At 61.7% G+C, this 17,667-nt stretch carries 13 protein-coding genes and 4 tRNA genes; 8 read left to right on the top strand and 9 right to left on the bottom strand.

All coding sequences use genetic code 11. The features are described from left to right. From NZ746_11290 to NZ746_11270, 5 genes are all read right to left on the bottom strand, one after another. Positions 1-140: GTP-binding protein (locus NZ746_11290; protein ID MCS6817943.1), on the bottom strand; the 140-nt coding region annotated here is incomplete at its 3' end. A 31-nt stretch (positions 141-171) separates the two neighbouring features. After that, positions 172-247, bottom strand: a tRNA-Thr gene (locus NZ746_11285). A gap of 44 nt (positions 248-291) precedes the next feature. Further along, positions 292-367 (bottom strand) — tRNA-Gly (locus NZ746_11280). Positions 368-372: 5 nt separating this feature from the next. Beyond that, positions 373-461, bottom strand: a tRNA-Tyr gene (locus NZ746_11275). 25 nt (positions 462-486) lie between these two features. Next, a tRNA-Thr gene (locus NZ746_11270) sits at positions 487-562 on the bottom strand. Between the two features lie 262 nt (positions 563-824). Between NZ746_11270 and NZ746_11265 the strand changes: the two genes are divergently transcribed. The 6 genes from NZ746_11265 to NZ746_11240 all read left to right on the top strand — a co-directional run bounded on the left by NZ746_11265 (position 825) and on the right by NZ746_11240 (position 5,849). Then, a complete protein-coding gene (locus tag NZ746_11265) occupies positions 825-1,253 on the top strand; it encodes a hypothetical protein (GenBank protein ID MCS6817942.1) in 429 nt (142 codons plus the stop codon). A gap of 25 nt (positions 1,254-1,278) precedes the next feature. After that, positions 1,279-1,731 carry a hypothetical protein gene (locus tag NZ746_11260; protein MCS6817941.1) on the top strand — a complete coding sequence of 151 codons (453 nt, stop codon included), beginning with the start codon at positions 1,279-1,281 and terminating at the stop codon, positions 1,729-1,731. Positions 1,732-1,803: 72 nt separating this feature from the next. Then, entirely contained in the window at positions 1,804-2,496 is a 693-nt protein-coding gene (locus NZ746_11255; protein ID MCS6817940.1) for a sigma-70 family RNA polymerase sigma factor, read from the top strand. An 8-nt stretch (positions 2,497-2,504) separates the two neighbouring features. Continuing rightward, on the top strand, positions 2,505-3,242 hold the full coding sequence (locus NZ746_11250) for a DUF3379 domain-containing protein (GenBank protein ID MCS6817939.1): 738 nt from the start codon (positions 2,505-2,507) through the stop codon (positions 3,240-3,242). Continuing rightward, positions 3,239-4,954 (top strand): PDZ domain-containing protein, encoded by a 1,716-nt coding sequence (locus NZ746_11245; GenBank protein ID MCS6817938.1) that lies wholly within the window; start codon positions 3,239-3,241, stop codon positions 4,952-4,954. Before NZ746_11250 ends, NZ746_11245 begins: the two co-directional genes overlap by 4 nt. Position 4,955: 1 nt before the next feature. Next, entirely contained in the window at positions 4,956-5,849 is an 894-nt protein-coding gene (locus NZ746_11240) for a VWA domain-containing protein (GenBank protein MCS6817937.1), read from the top strand. Between the two features lie 40 nt (positions 5,850-5,889). On the opposite strand, the gene NZ746_11235 is transcribed toward NZ746_11240, so the two are convergent. From NZ746_11235 to NZ746_11220, 4 genes are all read right to left on the bottom strand, one after another. Then, a complete protein-coding gene (locus tag NZ746_11235; protein ID MCS6817936.1) occupies positions 5,890-7,293 on the bottom strand; it encodes a hypothetical protein in 1,404 nt (467 codons plus the stop codon). A gap of 562 nt (positions 7,294-7,855) precedes the next feature. Then, on the bottom strand, positions 7,856-10,867 hold the full coding sequence (locus tag NZ746_11230) for a TonB-dependent receptor (GenBank protein ID MCS6817935.1): 3,012 nt from the start codon (positions 10,865-10,867) through the stop codon (positions 7,856-7,858). A 72-nt stretch (positions 10,868-10,939) separates the two neighbouring features. After that, on the bottom strand, positions 10,940-12,445 hold the full coding sequence (locus tag NZ746_11225; GenBank protein ID MCS6817934.1) for a metallopeptidase TldD-related protein: 1,506 nt from the start codon (positions 12,443-12,445) through the stop codon (positions 10,940-10,942). A gap of 3 nt (positions 12,446-12,448) precedes the next feature. Continuing rightward, positions 12,449-14,080: a TldD/PmbA family protein gene (locus tag NZ746_11220; GenBank protein ID MCS6817933.1), complete on the bottom strand. Its 1,632-nt coding sequence runs from the start codon at positions 14,078-14,080 to the stop codon at positions 12,449-12,451. 323 nt (positions 14,081-14,403) lie between these two features. On the opposite strand from NZ746_11220, the gene alaS reads away from it, so the two are divergent. Both alaS and NZ746_11210 read left to right on the top strand, forming a co-directional pair. Further along, positions 14,404-17,091 (top strand): alanine--tRNA ligase, encoded by a 2,688-nt coding sequence (gene alaS / locus NZ746_11215; GenBank protein ID MCS6817932.1) that lies wholly within the window; start codon positions 14,404-14,406, stop codon positions 17,089-17,091. Positions 17,092-17,115: 24 nt separating this feature from the next. Then, the coding region (locus tag NZ746_11210) for a hypothetical protein (GenBank protein ID MCS6817931.1) at positions 17,116-17,667 on the top strand (552 nt) is incomplete at its 3' end.

The following is a 17,667-nucleotide window of genomic DNA, read 5'->3' as shown; positions in this document are numbered from 1 at the left end:
TCCCGATACACCACCCGCGGATTCCGACTGTGCAACACCCGCGTGATCGCACTCGTCAACGTCGTCTTCCCATGATCAATATGCCCAATCGTCCCCACATTCACATGCGGCTTCGTCCGCTCAAACCGCTCCTTGGCCATAGATGTCTCCTTACTCGATAGTGATCTCAACTGGAGCCCACGACCGGACTTGAACCGGCGACCCCGTCCTTACCAAGGACGTGCGCTACCGACTGCGCCACGTGGGCCCCGATTAATATACTCGGTTTGGCCATAAAGAAAAAGCCTCAAATGGAGCGGGCGACGGGACTCGAACCCGCAACACCGAGCTTGGAAGGCTCGTGCGCTACCGTTTGCGCCACGCCCGCTCGACTGGTGCAGGGGGAAGGATTCGAACCTCCGAAGGGCATGACGCCCGCCGGGTTTACAGCCCGGTGCATTTGGCCACTCTGCCACCCCTGCACCATCCGTTTTCAAAGATCCACCTTGGAGCCGGTGGCGGGATTCGAACCCACGACCTGCTGATTACAAGTCAGCCGCTCTACCACCTGAGCTACACCGGCCTCCTGATGGAGGGACCCAACTCCGCATACGAAAGGTCTCCCCATCCGGTCCCGGACAAAACCTAAATGATAACAAAATCTCTGGCGAGCGCAAGCCGTCGCATGGCTTTGATGGAAAATTTTCCCACTGGCCCAGGACCCCCGCCTGGCGCAGGCGGGCTCCACACTCCCGTGGCGCTGTGAACTCCCATGCAGCCTATGCTATGATAAAAAGGCCCTTCAACGCGGAGGTAGAGAACGGACGAAAGGAGGATGAAGAAGAATGGGAGTGCGACATCTTCTCTCAGGCCTGGTGGGAGGGCTGTTGATCCTCAACGGCCTCACGATTCGGGCTCAGGAGCTGACTTCACCTGAGGAGACTCAAGAAGCCGCGGTCACCCGACGCTACTCCAACGTGAAGTGGAGTGCCGAACGAAATACGCTCTTGGGAGCGAATATCATCCTCACGCGCCAGGGAGATCGCGTCACCGGCACTTATGTGCTCTTTGATGGCAGCGAGCAAGGGACGTCGCATCGCCTCACGGGCACGGCACGGGATGGACGCATCTCCTTCACCGTGAGGGCCCAGGGAATGACCCTGCATTTCACTGGGCGCATGACGGACCAAGAACTGGTCGGGAGGATGACGATCACGCGCCCGGATGGGACGCGCGAGGAGCGCGAATTCAAGGCCCGTCGGTTGTGGCGCTGATCCTCGCGCTCGGGGGGTCGAGGATATGACGCCAGCTTCGCCCGCCCCACCGATTGAACTCGTGTATGCGATCCTCTGCGATGATGTACGCCTGGAGGTGGGGAACAAGCTGACATTTGTCGGGGTTTTCTCGGCGATCTTGGTCCCTCACCTCCCGGCCACGATCTTGAAATTCGCCGTCGTGCACCACTGGCGTGGGGAAGGGGAATACCTCTCGGAAGTGCGAATCCTCTCCCCCGACCGTAGACACGCCATCGCGGCCTCACATCCAGCTAGCTTCTCCATTCCTCCCGGCGGCTATGCCGATAACGTGACGATCTTCGCCAACGTGACGTTTCCCGTCACGGGGACGTACATCGTCCAAACGTTCGTGAACGCGACGCTCGTTCACGAACACCCTCTGCCCGTTGGGCTCCTCTCCGAGGAGGGAGCTGGGCGATTCCCCTCTTGGCCGCCCACCGGGGATCGTGTGCACTGAGGGAGGACGGTCACTTTTTGGAACCTGAGGGGGTGTTGAATCGTGCCAATGAAAGCGAGCGGCGGAGCAGACATGGAGCCGACGGTAGTGCAGATCGAAGCCATCGCGCGCCTGGCTGACGGGCAGAGGGACTCCTCTCCTCCAAGACCCATCGAGCCGACGTGGGGGATCGCTGAATACGCCCATCGGAGCGACCATGATCTGATGGCGGCAGTGCGAGAGGGAGATGAGCGAGCATTTGATGAGCTGGTCCGACGGTATCAATCGCCTATGACCAGTTACCTCTATCGAATGCTGAACGATTACGAGACGGCTTTGGACTTGGCGCAAGAGACGTTCGTGCGCCTTTATCAAAACGCGCATCGTTATCGAGCGAACCATAGCTTCTCGACCTATCTCTATCGGATCGCAACGAATCTGGCCATCAGCGAACTGCGGCGGCGCAAGCGATGGAACATGCTCCCGCTTGTCTCTTTCTTCGCGACCAAGGATGGGGAGCATGAAGAGAAGGCGCTCGATCTGCCCGATATGCGACCGTTGCCGGAGGCCTGGATCCTGCGCGAGGAACAGCGACAGATCGTCGCGCGGGCCGTCGCCTCGCTGCCGGAGAAATATCGCGCGGCGATCATCCTCCGCGACATTCAGGGTTTGGACTACGAACAGATCGCGGAGATTTTGCACTTGCCGCTGGGCACGGTCAAATCCCGCATTAATCGCGCCCGGAATTTCTTGCGCGAGAAACTGCGGGGGTATCTCTCGGAGTGAGGGGGGAGATGATGACGACGTGCGGGCGTCTTCGACGGGCGGTGGAACCGGACCGGCCGATCCCCGGATGGGCGCAAGCTCATCTGGCGGAGTGCACGGCCTGCCAAGCCTATCTCGACGACATGGGGCAACTCCGACGAGCGCTGGCTACGCTCGCCGACGTTCCCGTACCGGAGGACTTCGGACACCGGCTTCGCGCGCGGCTGCACGCCTCCACGGTTTCATCAGCGCGCACGTTCGCGGTGTGGCCGAGAGCGCTCGCGCTCGTGGCGCTTGGAGGCTTGGCCTTCGCTCTACTTTTCACCCTTGGGGGAGAACGCCACACAGTGCCCGATGAGGTGCATATCGCTCGCCCGCCTGCCGTCAATCCTACGACGGCGCCAATATCCTCCGCTTCGCCGTCAGCGACCCCGCAGGCCCGCTCGTCTCAACTGTCTGAGATCACCCGTTCGAAGGAGCATGACTCACTCCCCTCACTGGCGCACTCCGATCATCCTCGAAGCCCTTCGACAACCACAGTGAGTTTGGCGGAGAAACTTGAGGGCTCTTCCGCCGAATTTTCGAGGACTAATTTGGTGGATCTTCTCGACGATTCCTCGCTTCAGGATGGCGTGGTCCTGCTTCTGCGAAATGAGGAGACGCAGGAGGAGAGCGTGCTGGCCATTCCGCCGGTCGTCTTCGGCTCACGGCCTCTCATCCCACGACCGACCCCGGCCCTTCGAGAGGAACAGCGAAGGATCCTATGAGACGGCAACACGTAGGACCAAAGGATCGACACGGGCCCGTCCCTGGTAAAGGGTTCGGATGGCTGCGGGCCTTTGGGCTCGGTCTTGCGATTGCCACCGTGGTTGGATGGAATCCCGCGCTCGCGCAACCGATCGGCTTGGAAGTGGCTTCACACCCTGTGGCTCAGCACCGTGATCGCTCTTCCGGCACGCCAGAAGTGCTTCCTCCACCTTGGCTCGTCACGATCATCCATCGCGTCGACGTGCGCGATTTGCTCGAGAGCTTGCGACAACAAGGGATCCAGGCTTCCGCCTTAGATGGCTTGGCTCGATCGCAACAAATCACCAATATCACGACGGGACTCGTCGTGGATGAACGCGGTCGCATCCTCGTGCGTTTGATGAGTGCGATCCCCGATCCGCAAAAGGCCGATGTGACGGTCCTCACGCGCGATGGTCGTGCGCTTCGCCCGACGTTCGTCCGATGGGACGAGACGACGGGGTATGCTGTTCTAGAGGTCCCGAGCTTAGGCGTCACCCCTCCGCCCTTTGTGCGCGAGGGAACGACGTGGAGAGAGGAAGCTCCGGTGAAGGTCCTCGCTCAAATCCCGAAGATGGCTCGCGCCGACGAAAGAGCCAGCGTTTCGCCTCGAGCACCCGCGCGCACGACGCCATCACGAAGAAGGAAGGACGCTACTGCCTCGCGGCACAACCTTTTGCCAATGCGATTCAAGCTGGAGGCGGCGCGTTTGAAGCTTGAAGCGCCGCTCTCCACCGAGGCTCTTTCAGAAACAGCTTCGACTCGACCGAAGCTTTGGCTGGAGCTTCCCACCTCGGAGTGGTCGGCCGATGGAGGGGTCATCTTCACGGAGAGAGGCGAGGTGCTCGGAGTGGCCGAAGAGTACGCCCCGGGAACATATATCGTACGCTCGACCGAGAGTTTGCGCGCTCTGACCAAGCGGCTTCTCATGAATGCTCAGACGGCGCTGATCCAAGCCCAGCGTGCCGTTTTTGAAGCTCAAAACGCTGCGCAAGCGGCAAGGCGCTCTTCTTCAGCACAGGGATGGATTGGCGTCCGCGCAGCGAATATCGCCTCCCTCGGAGAGGCAGAGCGGAGAGTGTTCTCCTCGGTGCCGGGAGCGGCCGTAGTCGTCATTGAAGTGTTCGCCGAAGGGCCCGCCAAGCGCGTGGGGATAGAACCAGGTGATGTGCTTCTTCAGTATGATGGCCAAGCGGTCACTTCCGTCGAAAGGCTAGCCGAGCTGATCGCTCGGACTCCCATCGGTCTCTCGGTTCCCGTGATGATCTGGCGAAAGGGCGACGTGAAACGGCTTCTCCTCCCAATTGAAGAACGTCCGAGCGGGCTGATGCCGGAGCCTCCTCCGCCGCCGCCTCCCCCTCCGCCACCGCCAGCGCCTCGAGCTGATGCTGAAACCTCCGCCCGATGGACCTTGACCCGATTGGGGCTGCGCGTGATGGATTTGACCGAGCAACTTGCGGATTTCTTCGGCGCAGGCGAGGGAAGGGGGGTCCTCGTCCTAGAAGTGACACCGGATGGGCCAGCGGCCTTGGCAGGAATCCGCGCGGGAGATGTGATCGTCGGACTCGGCCCCACGCCTATTCGCAACCGATTGGATCTGCAACGCGCGTTGCACTCGCTCGCCGCCGAGATCGCGCCACTTCGCCTCATCCGCGAGCGAGAGCCGCTCGTCGTGACGCTTCGTTTGAATTGAGATGCTGCGGCGAATTTCGGGCGTCCTCCTCCTCATCGTCATCGGGCCTATACGGAACCTCGCGTTCCTCCCCCAAGGAGAGCGCGCCGACCGAGATCCGATGGTCCGCGTCAACGCTACCGTCTTCGATCGCGCGGGACAGCCTCTTGTGGATCTGCGTCAGGAGGATTTCACCGTCCTCGAACTCGGACGTGCGCAGCGCATCGAGCGATTCCTCTCTCCCCGTGCCCCTCTTCGAATCATCGTGCTCGTGGATCGAAGTCCGAGCGTCGCCTTTGGACTCCCGAGAGCACTCGATGCCCTCTTGGAATTCCTCCTCAATCTCGGACCGCACGACGAGGTCTCGGTGATCTCCTTCAGCAGCCGCGTTGCGCTCGAGTCCGATTTCACGCTCAGCGTGGATCGGCTGCGAGAGGTCCTCCGGCAGCTCGAGCCCACGCGCGATCCCACGGATCGGACGAAACTCTACGATGCCGTCGCTATCGCCCTTGAGCGCCTTGAGGAACAAGCGAACGCGCGCACGGCGCTCCTGTTGGTGACCGACGGCCAGGATCGCGGCAGCACAGAAGCGCGGCGTGATGAGACGCTCTGGCTCGCTCGACGTAGCTTCGTCACCATCTATCCCATTTACGTGACCGAACGCGCGTCCTCCCGAAATGAGTATCTCGAACAATTGGCGGCGACGACCGGAGGCGAGCTCTACCGCACCGATGCGAACCTCGAACGCAACTTGGTCGAGCTGGCCAAGCATCTTCGCTTCCACTACGTCCTGGGTTACATCTCCTCCAACCCTCCAGATCCTAAGCGCGCGCACACGATCGAAGTGCATCTTGCGCGGGCCGAGGTCACCGTTCGCGCGACGCGAAGTTACCGGCCATTTGCGAAGAAGCCGTGAGGACGAGTCCTTCCTCGTCCGTCGCGAAGCCCTTTGGAGATCACCGCTTGGGAGGGATCTTCACGCGAAGAACGCCCGAAGTCGGGAGCGTCTGTCCTTTTCGCCGATCCACCACGAATCCGTTCAGATACAGCGCTTCCTCCTGAAGCGTGAGATCGCCCGCCGAAGAGTACGGAAGCGAGAGATACATCAACCCGTTGAGCGTTCCTCCTCCAGGCTGCGTCTCCCGCGCCGATCCCTTCAAGCGCAGCGTGCGCAGCGTCTCGTCCTGAAGGGCCTCGCTCACGTTGCTGCCAAATCCATCCAGAGCGGTGAAGTCGTACTGTCCTGGCCTTCCCCCTCGAAGGTATCGAACCACGGCGATGCGGGCATCATCGCGACTGCGATTCACGGCGATGAGCATGATCGCCTCGCCCTGACGATAGAATTTCACGCTATTGAACCCACGCGCGAACGCTTCAAGATGCAGCACGAAGGGAGGAAAGGGGAGCATGACGGTCTCATCGGCGAAGCGTCCACGCCCTACGCCCTCACCGCTGTAGCGATGGAGATAATTGTCAGCCCCCTCGTGCACGTGCGTCACCCACACATCGCCCTTCTCATCGAAGGCAACATCGCGCACTGACTCAGTGCTGAATGCCGGGATTGGCCCTGCGCCATCCGGATCCGATCCACTCTCCCACCGCAGCGTCCACGGACCAGAGAGACCGGTTCGGCTCTCCCACACTTCGACGTGGTTTCCCATGGCCAAGGCCACCACAATATGGCTTCGATCTCGCGGGTCCACGCGCACGGCGAGCGCTTGACCTCGACCGCTAAGCCCCGAGGTATTGTCGGCCTGGAATGCCAGTTGGATTCCCCGCGCGACGGCCGTTCGAGCCACGCCGCCCCCATGCTCCGCTCCCCCCACGGATCCGCCATCGAAAACCCACACGCGGGGAGTCGCTCCCGTTCCATCAAGAGCCCACACCTTATCGAGCACGGGATCGTAGGCGATTCCCTGGATGAAAGAGAAATTCGCTGGTTGTCCGCCAGAGACGATCAACCCCGTATCCACGTAAGCGAGCGGAAGATCGGGATCGGTGTTCGGATTGAAATCGCCATCGGTCTTTTCCTGAAGCTTGATCGCCGCTAGACCCACGACTCCTCCCGCACGTCCATCTCCAGTCGTCGTTGCTCCGCGCGCGATATAGACGATGGTCGGATCACCGGGCCGCACGGCGATGCCACGTTCCAAACCGGTCGTCCCCCCCAGATTCCCCGTCGTCGCGTTATTGCGCGTGATGCTCCCTGTGGAATCGTTGCCTGCGTCCAACACCGTATAGACCTCAATGGCCGTGAACACGTTCGCCTGCGGTTCGCCGTGATGCGATTCGGGAACTCGCGCGCGAGGACTCGGGAAGGACCAGGCGACGACAATGAGGAGATAAGCGATCCTTCGCATAACTCCCTCCCGGGAATCAATCTCTATGCCGTCCGAGACAGCATGCGCGTTGGGTATACGTTCCCTCGCCCGCGCGGCGATTAGCTTAATCGAAACGATCGCTCCCGTCAACCTCCGCGCGCGGCTAACGAGACCGTCCCTCCATATGTCTTCGTGCGAGAAGATATACCACTTGTGGCACAAAAGGCGAAAGTCCCCAAGCTCACCCCATTATAACCGTCGCCTGACGGCAGGTCTCTAGTCACGGCCCCTTCTCCTCTCACGAGGCTCAAGGAACGGCATCGAGGACGATCTGCAAATCGGCTCTGCCAAGCGAAAAGAACGCGCCATGTGGCCAAGCGAGCGACCGGAGCCTAGCCGGAGCGGAGTTGAGGAAGAGCTTCGGGCAGTCAGGCAACACAGACAGTTTGACGCCTCTTTGAGGAGGCGCGATCAGCGCTTCGATCGGGTCCGCACTTCAGGGGCTGGATCCTCTCGGAGACGAATCCCCCATCATCCGAGCCGATGATCTCTATGCGGCCGATCGTCCCGCACAGCAAATGTCAACCTCACGCGTTGCAGCTCAGAAATTGAACCGCAATTGGAGCTCGATACGGCGCGCCGGCATAGACGAATTCGCCCGTCCGAAGAACGGAGAGGTAAGCACGCCGCTGTAGTTCGTGAAGTTGACATTGTTGAACAGGTTCGCCGCGCGGACAGTGAGCGTAAAGCTGTACCGATACTCGCCCCCGCCAAATCCCGGGAATCCTCCGCCGAACCCTCCACCAGCGCCACCAAATCCTCCCCCGGGACCGCCGAACCCTCCTCCGGGACCGCCGAATCCTCCCCCAGGTCCGCCTCCGGGTCCGCCCATTCCTCCTCTAGGTCCCCCCATCCCACCACCGGGACGTCCCATTCCACCGCCAGCTCCACGTGGACCTTGCTGGGCGTCCCCCTCCTGCCGACCGAGTTGTGGCCATCCACCGCGCGTGCGCGGTTGGCCGAATCCGAACGTGCGGCTGACGACTACGTCCACATTCCGATAGGCTGGGCCCGTACCAAAGTTGCGCGGGATGATCGGCTCTCCAGGACGCGGATTCGGGTTGAACGTCCCAAACGGCGTTCGGATCGCGCCCGGCATCGTGGGATCAGCAAAGGAAGGACGATCGTTGATGATCGTATCGAGATTGTTGTCCTGCCCGGTCGTGATGTTGAACGGCCGGCTCGAACGAATGTTCACCAGCGGCGCTACGCGGATGCCCCAAGGCAATGTGATCATCCCACCGGCGAAGAACCAATGTCGGGAGTCGAAGCTGGCGCGTCCCCACTCAGTCCGCGCATCGTACTGGTTGACCGGCGTGGAGAACGCCCCATCGCTATCGTTCTTCGTCGAGGAGAGTACGTAGCTGCCGAAAAGCGTGAACGTTCGAGTGAACTGCCGGCGGAAGCCCAGCCGGAATTCATGGCGCAGCGAATAGGCCGTGGACTCGATCTGAAAGATGGGACCACGCGTTGGATCCGGCGGCGTTATCGTGCCCGGCAGCGGCGCATTGATGTTTCGCGAGCGGAACAGATGCACTCCGCGAATGCGCGAATACCCCACATTCACGAAGATGCCGCGCGGAAGCTGCCGCTCCACCTCGATCGTGCTCTGGAACGTGTACGGAGCGACCAAATCCGGCGCCAGCACGCGCAAGCTGGTCGGGCGGATGGTCACCTCTCCATCGGAGAACGGATCGGGAAAGCCGGGGAAGCGAATGATGATCTGTTGCTGACGCCGCCCATCGAATCGAATCGTGTTGAGCACGAGATTCGCTTCGAGCGCGTCGTAGAAGATCCCCGCACCTCCGCGAACGACCGTCCGTTGATTGTTGCGCGGCGACCATGCGAATCCGAATCGCGGCGCGAAGTTGAGCCGATCGCGAAGGTGCGTCTGGAACTCATGCCGGAGCCCGAAGGAGAGCGTCAGATTCGGACGCACGCGCCAGTCGTCTTGAATGAACCACGCGAACTCCCAAAGTGTAAGCGCGGCCAACGGATCGCCTCGATTGATGGTGAATTGGGTCGGCCGCGCGCCCGGAACGCCCAACAATACGCTGCGATATTGTTCGAGACTGGAGAAGGTGAACGTGCCGCCGAAATTCGAGCGATTCACATCCTCCAGGCGATCGGCCTCCGCCCGCACACCCATTCTCACAAAATGGCGCCGCCAGGGGAGAGAGAAGGTGTTCGAGAACTCCAGCTCATCGTTGATCCGATAATTGAAGAGGGAACCTTGATTCCCTCCACCACTGAAAGCATCGAGGACGACGATAGCTGGTTTCTCTGAGAGCGCTTGACTCCCGGACTCGCGGCGGTTCAACTGCAATCGCAGCTCGTTCGTCATGCGCCGCTGAATGAGCGAGGTGAGCGAGAAGCGCAGCGTTTGCTGTTGGCTCTCACTGGTCGAAGCGCGTTCCGGGAGGTTGAAGCCTCCGACTCCCTGATTTTGGCTCGTGCTATCGAAGAACCGATACCCGGCGCTGAGCGTGTGATCTTTCCAAAGCTGCCACTCGCTGCGGAGCGAGAATTCCGTACCCCGCTGCGGAGTCTCCACGACTGCGGCAAACGGCGTGGGCTGAAGCGTCACAGGATCCAAAATGGTCGCGCGCACGGTCTCGTTCTCGTCCATCTCGCGCCGCTGCAGCTCGGCGAAGAATGAGGAGCGATTGCGGAGAATGGGGCCGCTCAGGAAGCCACCGTAGCGTCGGACCTGCAAGGGAGCGCGCACGGGCGCGAAGGCATTGCGCGCATTCAAAGCCTCGTCGTTGAAATCGAAGAAGCCGTTGACGCGGAACAACTCCGTGCCCGGCCGCGTGAGGATCTCGATACGCCCACGCCCGGGCTCGCGGAACTCGGCGGAGAAGGGATTGGCGTTGATGCGAATCTCGCGGATCGCGCTACGCGGCGGGATGCGCCCGGTCTCGCGGAACCCATCCACGAAGACCTGCACGTCTCCCGCGCCGACCGAAGGCCCGGCCATCTGGCGCAGCACATTCAGCAACTCCTCTGGATCATCGGGTAGAGCCTCCAAGTCCGCTCCGCGAATCACGACCGCCGAGAGGTTCGCATCCGGCTCGACCGAGACGCGCGTCTCATCGGTCACCTCCAGGCGTTCGGTGATCAAAATCTCCAGCATGATCGTGAGCGGATGCGGCAGAACCGTTTCTCCGCTCTTGACGCGCGTCGTCCCCCCAGGACCAGGTTCCACAATCAAAGCCGGCTCCTCGTACGAGGCGAACCCTTCGGCAGTGACGCGCAGACTATAGGTCCCTGGCGTCAAGGGACCGAAGCGGAATTCCCCACTGGCATCGGTGACATGCCGCTGCTCCTGCCCTTGCGCATCTCGGAGCACGACCTCGGCGCCGAGGATGATCGCTCCACTTGGATCCACGACGATGCCACGTAACTCCAAGGGATTGGAGCGCACGCCCTGAGCCAATCCCTGAAGGCTCAAGGCTCCGATCAAAAGGAGCGCCCCTATTCCTTGTCCCCACCTATGAGCGGAGCGACGGCCCCGTCGCTCCAGATTCGGCCCATTTCGTACTCCTCGCATGGTCCCTCCTTCTCCACCCTCAATTTCCGGTATTGATTTACGCCTCACCTCCGTTTTGGTTTCGCGCAAACGTCATTCGATGGCGTCGGAGCCACTGCTGAAGGTGAAGGCGCGCGTGCGCACGGCCGGATAGAGCGCATCGCGAACGCGCTTATAGGGGGCCGTCATCGCCTCCGTATTCTCGACGACCGTGCGCCAGCTCTCGTTGAAGCGGAAGTTCTTGATCGGATATTTGATCTCGCCGTTCTCGACCAGAAACAGACCATCGCGCGTCAGCCCCGTGCTCGTTCCCAACAGGGGATTGAGTGCGCGGATATACCAGAAGCGCGTGACCAAGAGCGCGCGATCAGTCTTGCGGATGAGGTCCTCCAAAGTCCCCTCCCCACCCTCGATGATGAGGCTCGTCGGAGCAGGCGTCGGCTCCCGATTCTCGCGCCGTGCTTGCGCTGGAGAGAGGATGACGTTCCGGACGATGCCCTTCTCAATCCAGGTGATCTTTCGCGTAGGGCGTCCGGCCTGAAGCAGTGCGGCTCCGCCGCCGACCCCCCCTCCACCGAAACCACCACCGAATCCTCCTCCCGCGAGGGTGAAGGGCATGCCAAGCAGCTTCGGATGCGTAGGATCGCTCCGCAGCGTATAGAGCGGATTCGTGATGGGCTTCCCCACTTCGACGCGCTCGGCCGGAAGCAAGGAGACATCCGGCCCGAAGATCCCTCCACCGCCTCCCATTCGCCCGGTCAGGAGGGCGGTCACGTTCGGCCCCATATCGGCGAAGGCATCTGGCTCCAGGATGACCGTGTAATCCCCCGGGGGCAGCTCGCGCGGATTCACTGAACGGAGCGCTTTCTCAGCGGCGATTCGAGCAGCTTCCTCGACATCCAATGCCTCGAAATCGCGCGCGCTGGTGGCCGCCCAACCGGACCCACTGCCGTCCCTAGTCCGAAACGTCATCGAGATCTGCGCATCGGTTGAAGCATGATAGGCGAAAAGGCCCGCGCTATTGGCGATGGCCACGATCCCCGCGCTCGTCGTCATGAAGGCCGCAGCGACGAGATTCTTCGCCTGAGCGGCCGCCAAGACACGTCGCATGCGATCAGCTCGCGCTTCGGGCGTCGCCCGCGCCGTGCTCTCGAAGAAAGCGGAGATCGGGAGATATTCCTGCGGCCCGGGCAGAGGATCGCGCCCTTCAGAAAGCGGTATCCCGAACCATTCCGAGCGCGCGTTCTCTTCCGCTTCCTTCACTACCCTGCGCAAGACCGCCTCGCTCACGTCCTCGCCCGTCGCCACGCCGAGCCGATTCCCCAGCACGAGTCCAACGGTCACGGTCGTCGTGTAAGTGGATCCGCTCGTCGTGATGGCGTTGAAAGCCGCTCGAAGATGCGTGGCGTAAGTCCGACGAATGAGGACGACCGTCTCCTTCGACGGCGAGAGCGAGAGCACCATCTCCGTCAAGCGTCGGACCTGTTCGCGATCGAGCAGAAAATCTGAACCTTCTCGCCGAGGCCCCGGCATGGGGGCCTGTTCCAGGAATCCTCCGAGGCCGAGAACGGCACGTCGCGTTCGCGTTCTTTCTCTCATCGGTCACACACTCCCTGAATTGAAGACGGTGATGTTGCGGAAGCGCGCCATGGCGCAACCATGGCTGACGCTATTGGTCTGCTGCGGCTCGCCCTTGCCATCCCCAGGCGTGCCTTGATTGACCCAATACTCTTGGCTGCAGATCGCGTCGCAGGAGTTCCAGAATTCGGGCGTATAGGATTGATAGACGACGTTGCGGAGCATGCCGACTTTCTTGCCGTTTTTGATCTCCCAGAAGGCGTTGCCGCCGAATTGGAAATTGAGCCGCTGTTGATCAATCGAGTAGCTCCCGCGCCCTTCGATCAGGATGCCCTCTTTCGTGTCCGCGATCAAATCTTCAGGACTGAGCTTCTCCTTCCCCGGCTCGAGCCAAACGTTGGGCATGCGCGGGATCGGCATGGAGCTCCAACTATCGGCATAGCTGCATCCGCGCGAGAAATTCTCCCGAACGACGTGCGCCAACTCGCGCGTCGTCTGATAGCCGACGAGGATGCCCTCTCGGATCAGATGCCACCGCTGCGCGGGCACGCCGTCGTCGTCATAACCAACGGTCGCCAATCCGCCGGGCGTCGTGCGATCGGCGACGAAATTGACGATCTTCGATCCGACGCGATACTTCCCGAGCTTGTCCAGCGTGAGGAAGCTCGTCCCCGCGAAATTCGCCTCGTAGCCGAGGACGCGATCCAATTCCGTCGAATGCCCGATCGTCTCGTGGATGGTGAGATAGAGATTCGACGGCGCGATGAGCAACGTGTAGCGTCCAGGCGACACCTCCTTGGCCGAGAGCATCTCGACGGCCTCATGGGCGATTTGCTCGACGATGTCCCCCCACTTCAACTGCTCGACGTATTCGTACCCGATGCTCTGCGGGGGGATGAAGGCGTTGCGCGTGGCGATTTCCGGGCGCGGGCCCACTTCGCGGCGCATGGCCGTGACTGTGAGATTGGGCAACGTTTGGTAGATGTGCTGTTCGATATAGGAGCCCTCGGTTGACGCGAAGCGCTTGTGATCATGCACGAAAGCGAGCGAGGCCGAGACGCGCGCGACCCCCCTGACCTTTCGTCCGGTCTCGTCCACCCTGACGAGGAGACCGATCTTCTCCTCCAAACTCACGTCGAAGGGGTTCTTCACGATCGGCGTCTGCCAAGTGTCGCGGTACGCCTTCACAGGCGCCAAACGCACGCGCGTCGTGTTGATCGCGGCATTGGCGCGCGCGATGGCGACCGCTTCCTCCGCGATGCGCCGGATCTCGTCGGGTGTGATCAGGGGACTCGCTGAAAATCCCCACGTCCCACGGTAGAGGACGCGCACGCCGAAGCCCAGGCTCTCTGAGCGAGTGACCCGCGCCCCGCGCCGATCGCCTTCCTCCGGAGCGAAGAAGGCGCCGAGCCCACCGCCTCCTGGCCCTATCGCGACCGTCTCCCGCCGCGAGCGAATGAGGCGAATATCGGCGTAGCTGGCTCCCAGTCGCCGCGCCCGCTCCAAGGCGATGTCCGCCAGTTCCTTCCAATCCGTCACCGAAAGCGTTCGCGCTGAGATCTCGGCCACCGGACCGAGCGGCCATTCCCTGAATGAAGTCAGCGCGACCGTCGTCACCCCGCAATACCGCAAAAATTCCCGTCGCGAAATTCCCATAGCTCTCTCTCCGCGTTTTGCTCGCTTTCAAAAGACGCCCGCCTCGAGTGACCGGTTACAGCCCTCGGCTCAAGTCAGCGAATAACCGAAGACCCTCCCGAACCGGTCGCCTCAAAAGCCGCCCGTGCTCATGAGCCGAGAAGATGAGCGACCGAGGGGGGAATCGTATCATGGGCGATTCTTTCCCGCTGCCTCCCGACGTTGTCGGAGGACAGGTTTTGGGCTATTCTTATGTGGTCTCAGGGGCTCTCGCCGAGGGGGCAGATGAGCGCTCCATCGAAATTCTCCGAGGGCCTCCGAGCGAGGAGAGGAGTGCGAACACTATGTGGAGAGCCAGCGGGCATGAGATTCGTCGCGCCTTTCTCGAATATTTCGAGCGGCATGGTCATCGGATCGTGAAAAGCTCTCCCCTCGTCCTGCCGCAAGATCCGACGCTGCTTTTCGCCAACGCCGGGATGAATCAGTTCAAGAACGTCTTCCTCGGGCTCGAAGAGCGCGATTACACGCGAGCGGCCTCAGCGCAAAAGTGCGTGCGCGCCGGCGGCAAACACAATGATCTCGAACAAGTGGGCAAGACGGCTCGTCATCACACATTCTTCGAGATGCTCGGGAATTTCAGCTTCGGCGATTACTTCAAGGAGGAAGCGATCTGGTTCGCGTGGGACCTCTTGGTGAACCAGTGGCAGCTCCCCCTCGACCGCCTCTGGTTCACCGTCTACGAAGAGGACGAGGAGGCGGCGACGCTCTGGCGGAAGGTGGGGGCAGCGCCCGAGCGCATCCTACGCTTCGGCGCTGAGGAGAATTTCTGGGCGATGGGCGACACCGGTCCCTGCGGCCCATGCAGCGAAATCCACATCTTCATCGGGGATGATCCGGCCTTCAATCGCGCCGAATATGTGAACGGCCCAGGGGATCACATCATCGAGATCTGGAACCTCGTCTTCATGCAATTCAATCGGGATGAGAGTGGAGCGCTCACGCCTTTGCCGAAACCCTCCGTGGATACCGGCATGGGCTTGGAGCGCATGGCCGCCGTCCTACAGGGCGTGAAGTCGAATTACGACACGGATTTGATTCGTCCGCTGCTGGAGCGCATCGCCGAGCTGGCCGGTCGCCCATATGTGAGCGAGAGCGACGAAGGCATATCCATGCGCGTCATCGCCGACCATGCGCGGGCGACGGCCTTTTTGGTGGCCGATGGCGTCTTCCCGGGCAATGAGCAACGAGCCTATGTCTTGCGCAAGATCATGCGGCGTGCGCTCTGGCATGGACGGAAGCTCGGCATCTCGCCGCCCTTCTTCCACCACGTGACCGACGCGGTGGTGCAGGTGATGGCCTCGGCCTATCCCGAACTTCTCGATGCGCGTGCGACGATCGAGCGCGTCGTGCGCCGCGAAGAGCAACTCTTCACGTCCACGCTCTCGGCCGGCTTGCGAAAATTCGACGAGATCTTGGAGCGCACGCCGGGTCGTCGAATCTCTGGGATGGATGCCTTCACGCTCTACGACACTTACGGACTGCGCGAGGACTTGATCGAATACATCGCCGCCCAACATGGTCGCGACGTGGATTGGGAAGGATTTCAAGCCGCGCTCCAGGAGCAACGGCAGCGGGCGCTCGCCGCGTGGAAGAAGAGCGTGCAGGAGAAGCTCACCGGCACGGAGGCCGTCGTCATCACGCGGGAGATCGAGACGCGCTTCCTCGGTTACGAACAGACTGAGTGCGAGGCACGCGTGCTCGCCCTCTTTGTGAATGGGCAGTCGGTGGATCACGTCGCAGCGGGCCAGCTCGTGGACGTCGCGCTCGATCAAACGCCGTTCTATGCGGAGTCGGGAGGACAGGTGGGCGATACGGGCGTGATCGAGAGCGAAGGCGCGCGGGCGTTGGTCCTGGATACGGTCTCCAAAACGTTCGTCGCTGACGGGACGGCGACCGTCATCAAGTACGCGCACGTCGCGCGAATCGAAATGGGCGAGTTGCGCGTAGGCGATCGCGTCCGAGCGCGCATTGATGTCGAGCGACGCGAGCGCATTCGTCCCCATCACACGGCGACGCACTTGCTGCATGCGGCGCTGCGCGAAGTGCTTGGCCCACACGTCAAACAGGCGGGAAGCCTCGTGGCGCCGGACCGATTGCGCTTCGACTTCACGCACTTCGCGCCGCTGACGCCGGAAGAGATCAAAACGATCGAGGACGTGGTCAACGAACAAATCCTCCGCAACATCGAGGTCACCAAGGTCGAGATGGAGCTGGAGCGCGCCCTGCAGGCGGGAGCCCTCGCTTTCTTCGGCGAGAAGTACAGCAGCCGAGTGCGCGTCGTCGAAGTCCCCGGATTCTCCAAAGAGCTGTGTGGCGGAACGCACGTCGCGCGAACCGGCGACATTGGGCTTTTCAAGATCGTGAAAGAGGAGTCCATCGGAGCGGGAGTTCGGCGAATCGAAGCCGTGTGCGGGCGCGCGGCGCTCGAACGCTTCCAGGAAGATGAGATGCGGCTCGCCGAACTGGCCGAGATGCTGCGCACAACGCCAGCGGAATTGCCGGCGCAGGTCGAACGATTGCAAGCCGAACTCAAGCGCCTGGAGCGAGAAGTTGAAGCCCTGCGCCTCCGATTGGCCGCTCAAGCCCTCACCGATGCGTTGAGCGATGTGCGCGACATAAACGGCGTGAAGGTCCTGACCAAATGCGTCGAGGGGCTTGATCCATCCGGGTTGCGGGAGCTCGCCGATCGGTTGCTCCAGAAGCTCGCTTCCGGCGTCATCGTCCTCGGCCAGGCGCGCGATGGGAAGGCGGCGCTTCTGGTCCGCGTCTCTCGCGATCTGGTGCCGACATTGGACGCCGGCCAGATCGTGCGCGCGTTGGCGACGATCATCGGCGGACGCGGAGGCGGGCGTCCCGATTTGGCCGAAGCCGGAGGACGGGATCTGGAACGATTGTCCGAAGCGCTCGAAGCGGCCTATCGTGTCGTCGCTGAGCTCTTGGCGGCGAAAAGCTCCCGCGAGTCGTCCTCCTAGGCCGCGTTCTCCCTCGCTGAGAAGATGGCGCGCATTCGAATTCAGCCACTGCTTGGCGTACTCATGCTCGGAGTGGCGATGATGAACCCACAGCATGGCGGTGGCTCGAGTCCTCGACCTTCGCTCGAATCCCCCCCGGCCCGCCATTTCATCCTCTCACTCGACGGAGTCGGATACGCGCTCGTGGATGAATTGGCGCGCCAAGGACACTTCGCCTTCTTCCATCGCCCAGCGCGATTGATCGCGCCATTCCCCACGCTCACCAATCCGGCCTTCATTGAGATCTTGAAGCCGCTTGGTGCTCCTCCCTCGCCCGGGTACGAGGATTACTACTACGATCCGACGGCGAACGCCATGCGAGGAGGATTCTGGCATCGCTTCCGCCGACGCACGTTCATCGAGGGGACGTTCCGAGAGCTGTTCGATTACCATCCCTCGGGCCTGACGATGACGCTCGAATATGCCATGCCGCCATTGAGCGCGTGGCTGGATGCGCAGCTCTCGCTTCAGAAAGCCGTAGGGCGATTCAAGCGTTCCGCCGATGATCTCTTCATCGCCTATGTGAGCGCGACCGAT

The organism is Blastocatellia bacterium, assembly GCA_025055075.1.
In the GTDB taxonomy this organism is placed as follows: Bacteria; Acidobacteriota; Blastocatellia; order HR10; family HR10; genus HR10.
This window is presented reverse-complemented; position numbering and strand designations above follow the sequence as displayed.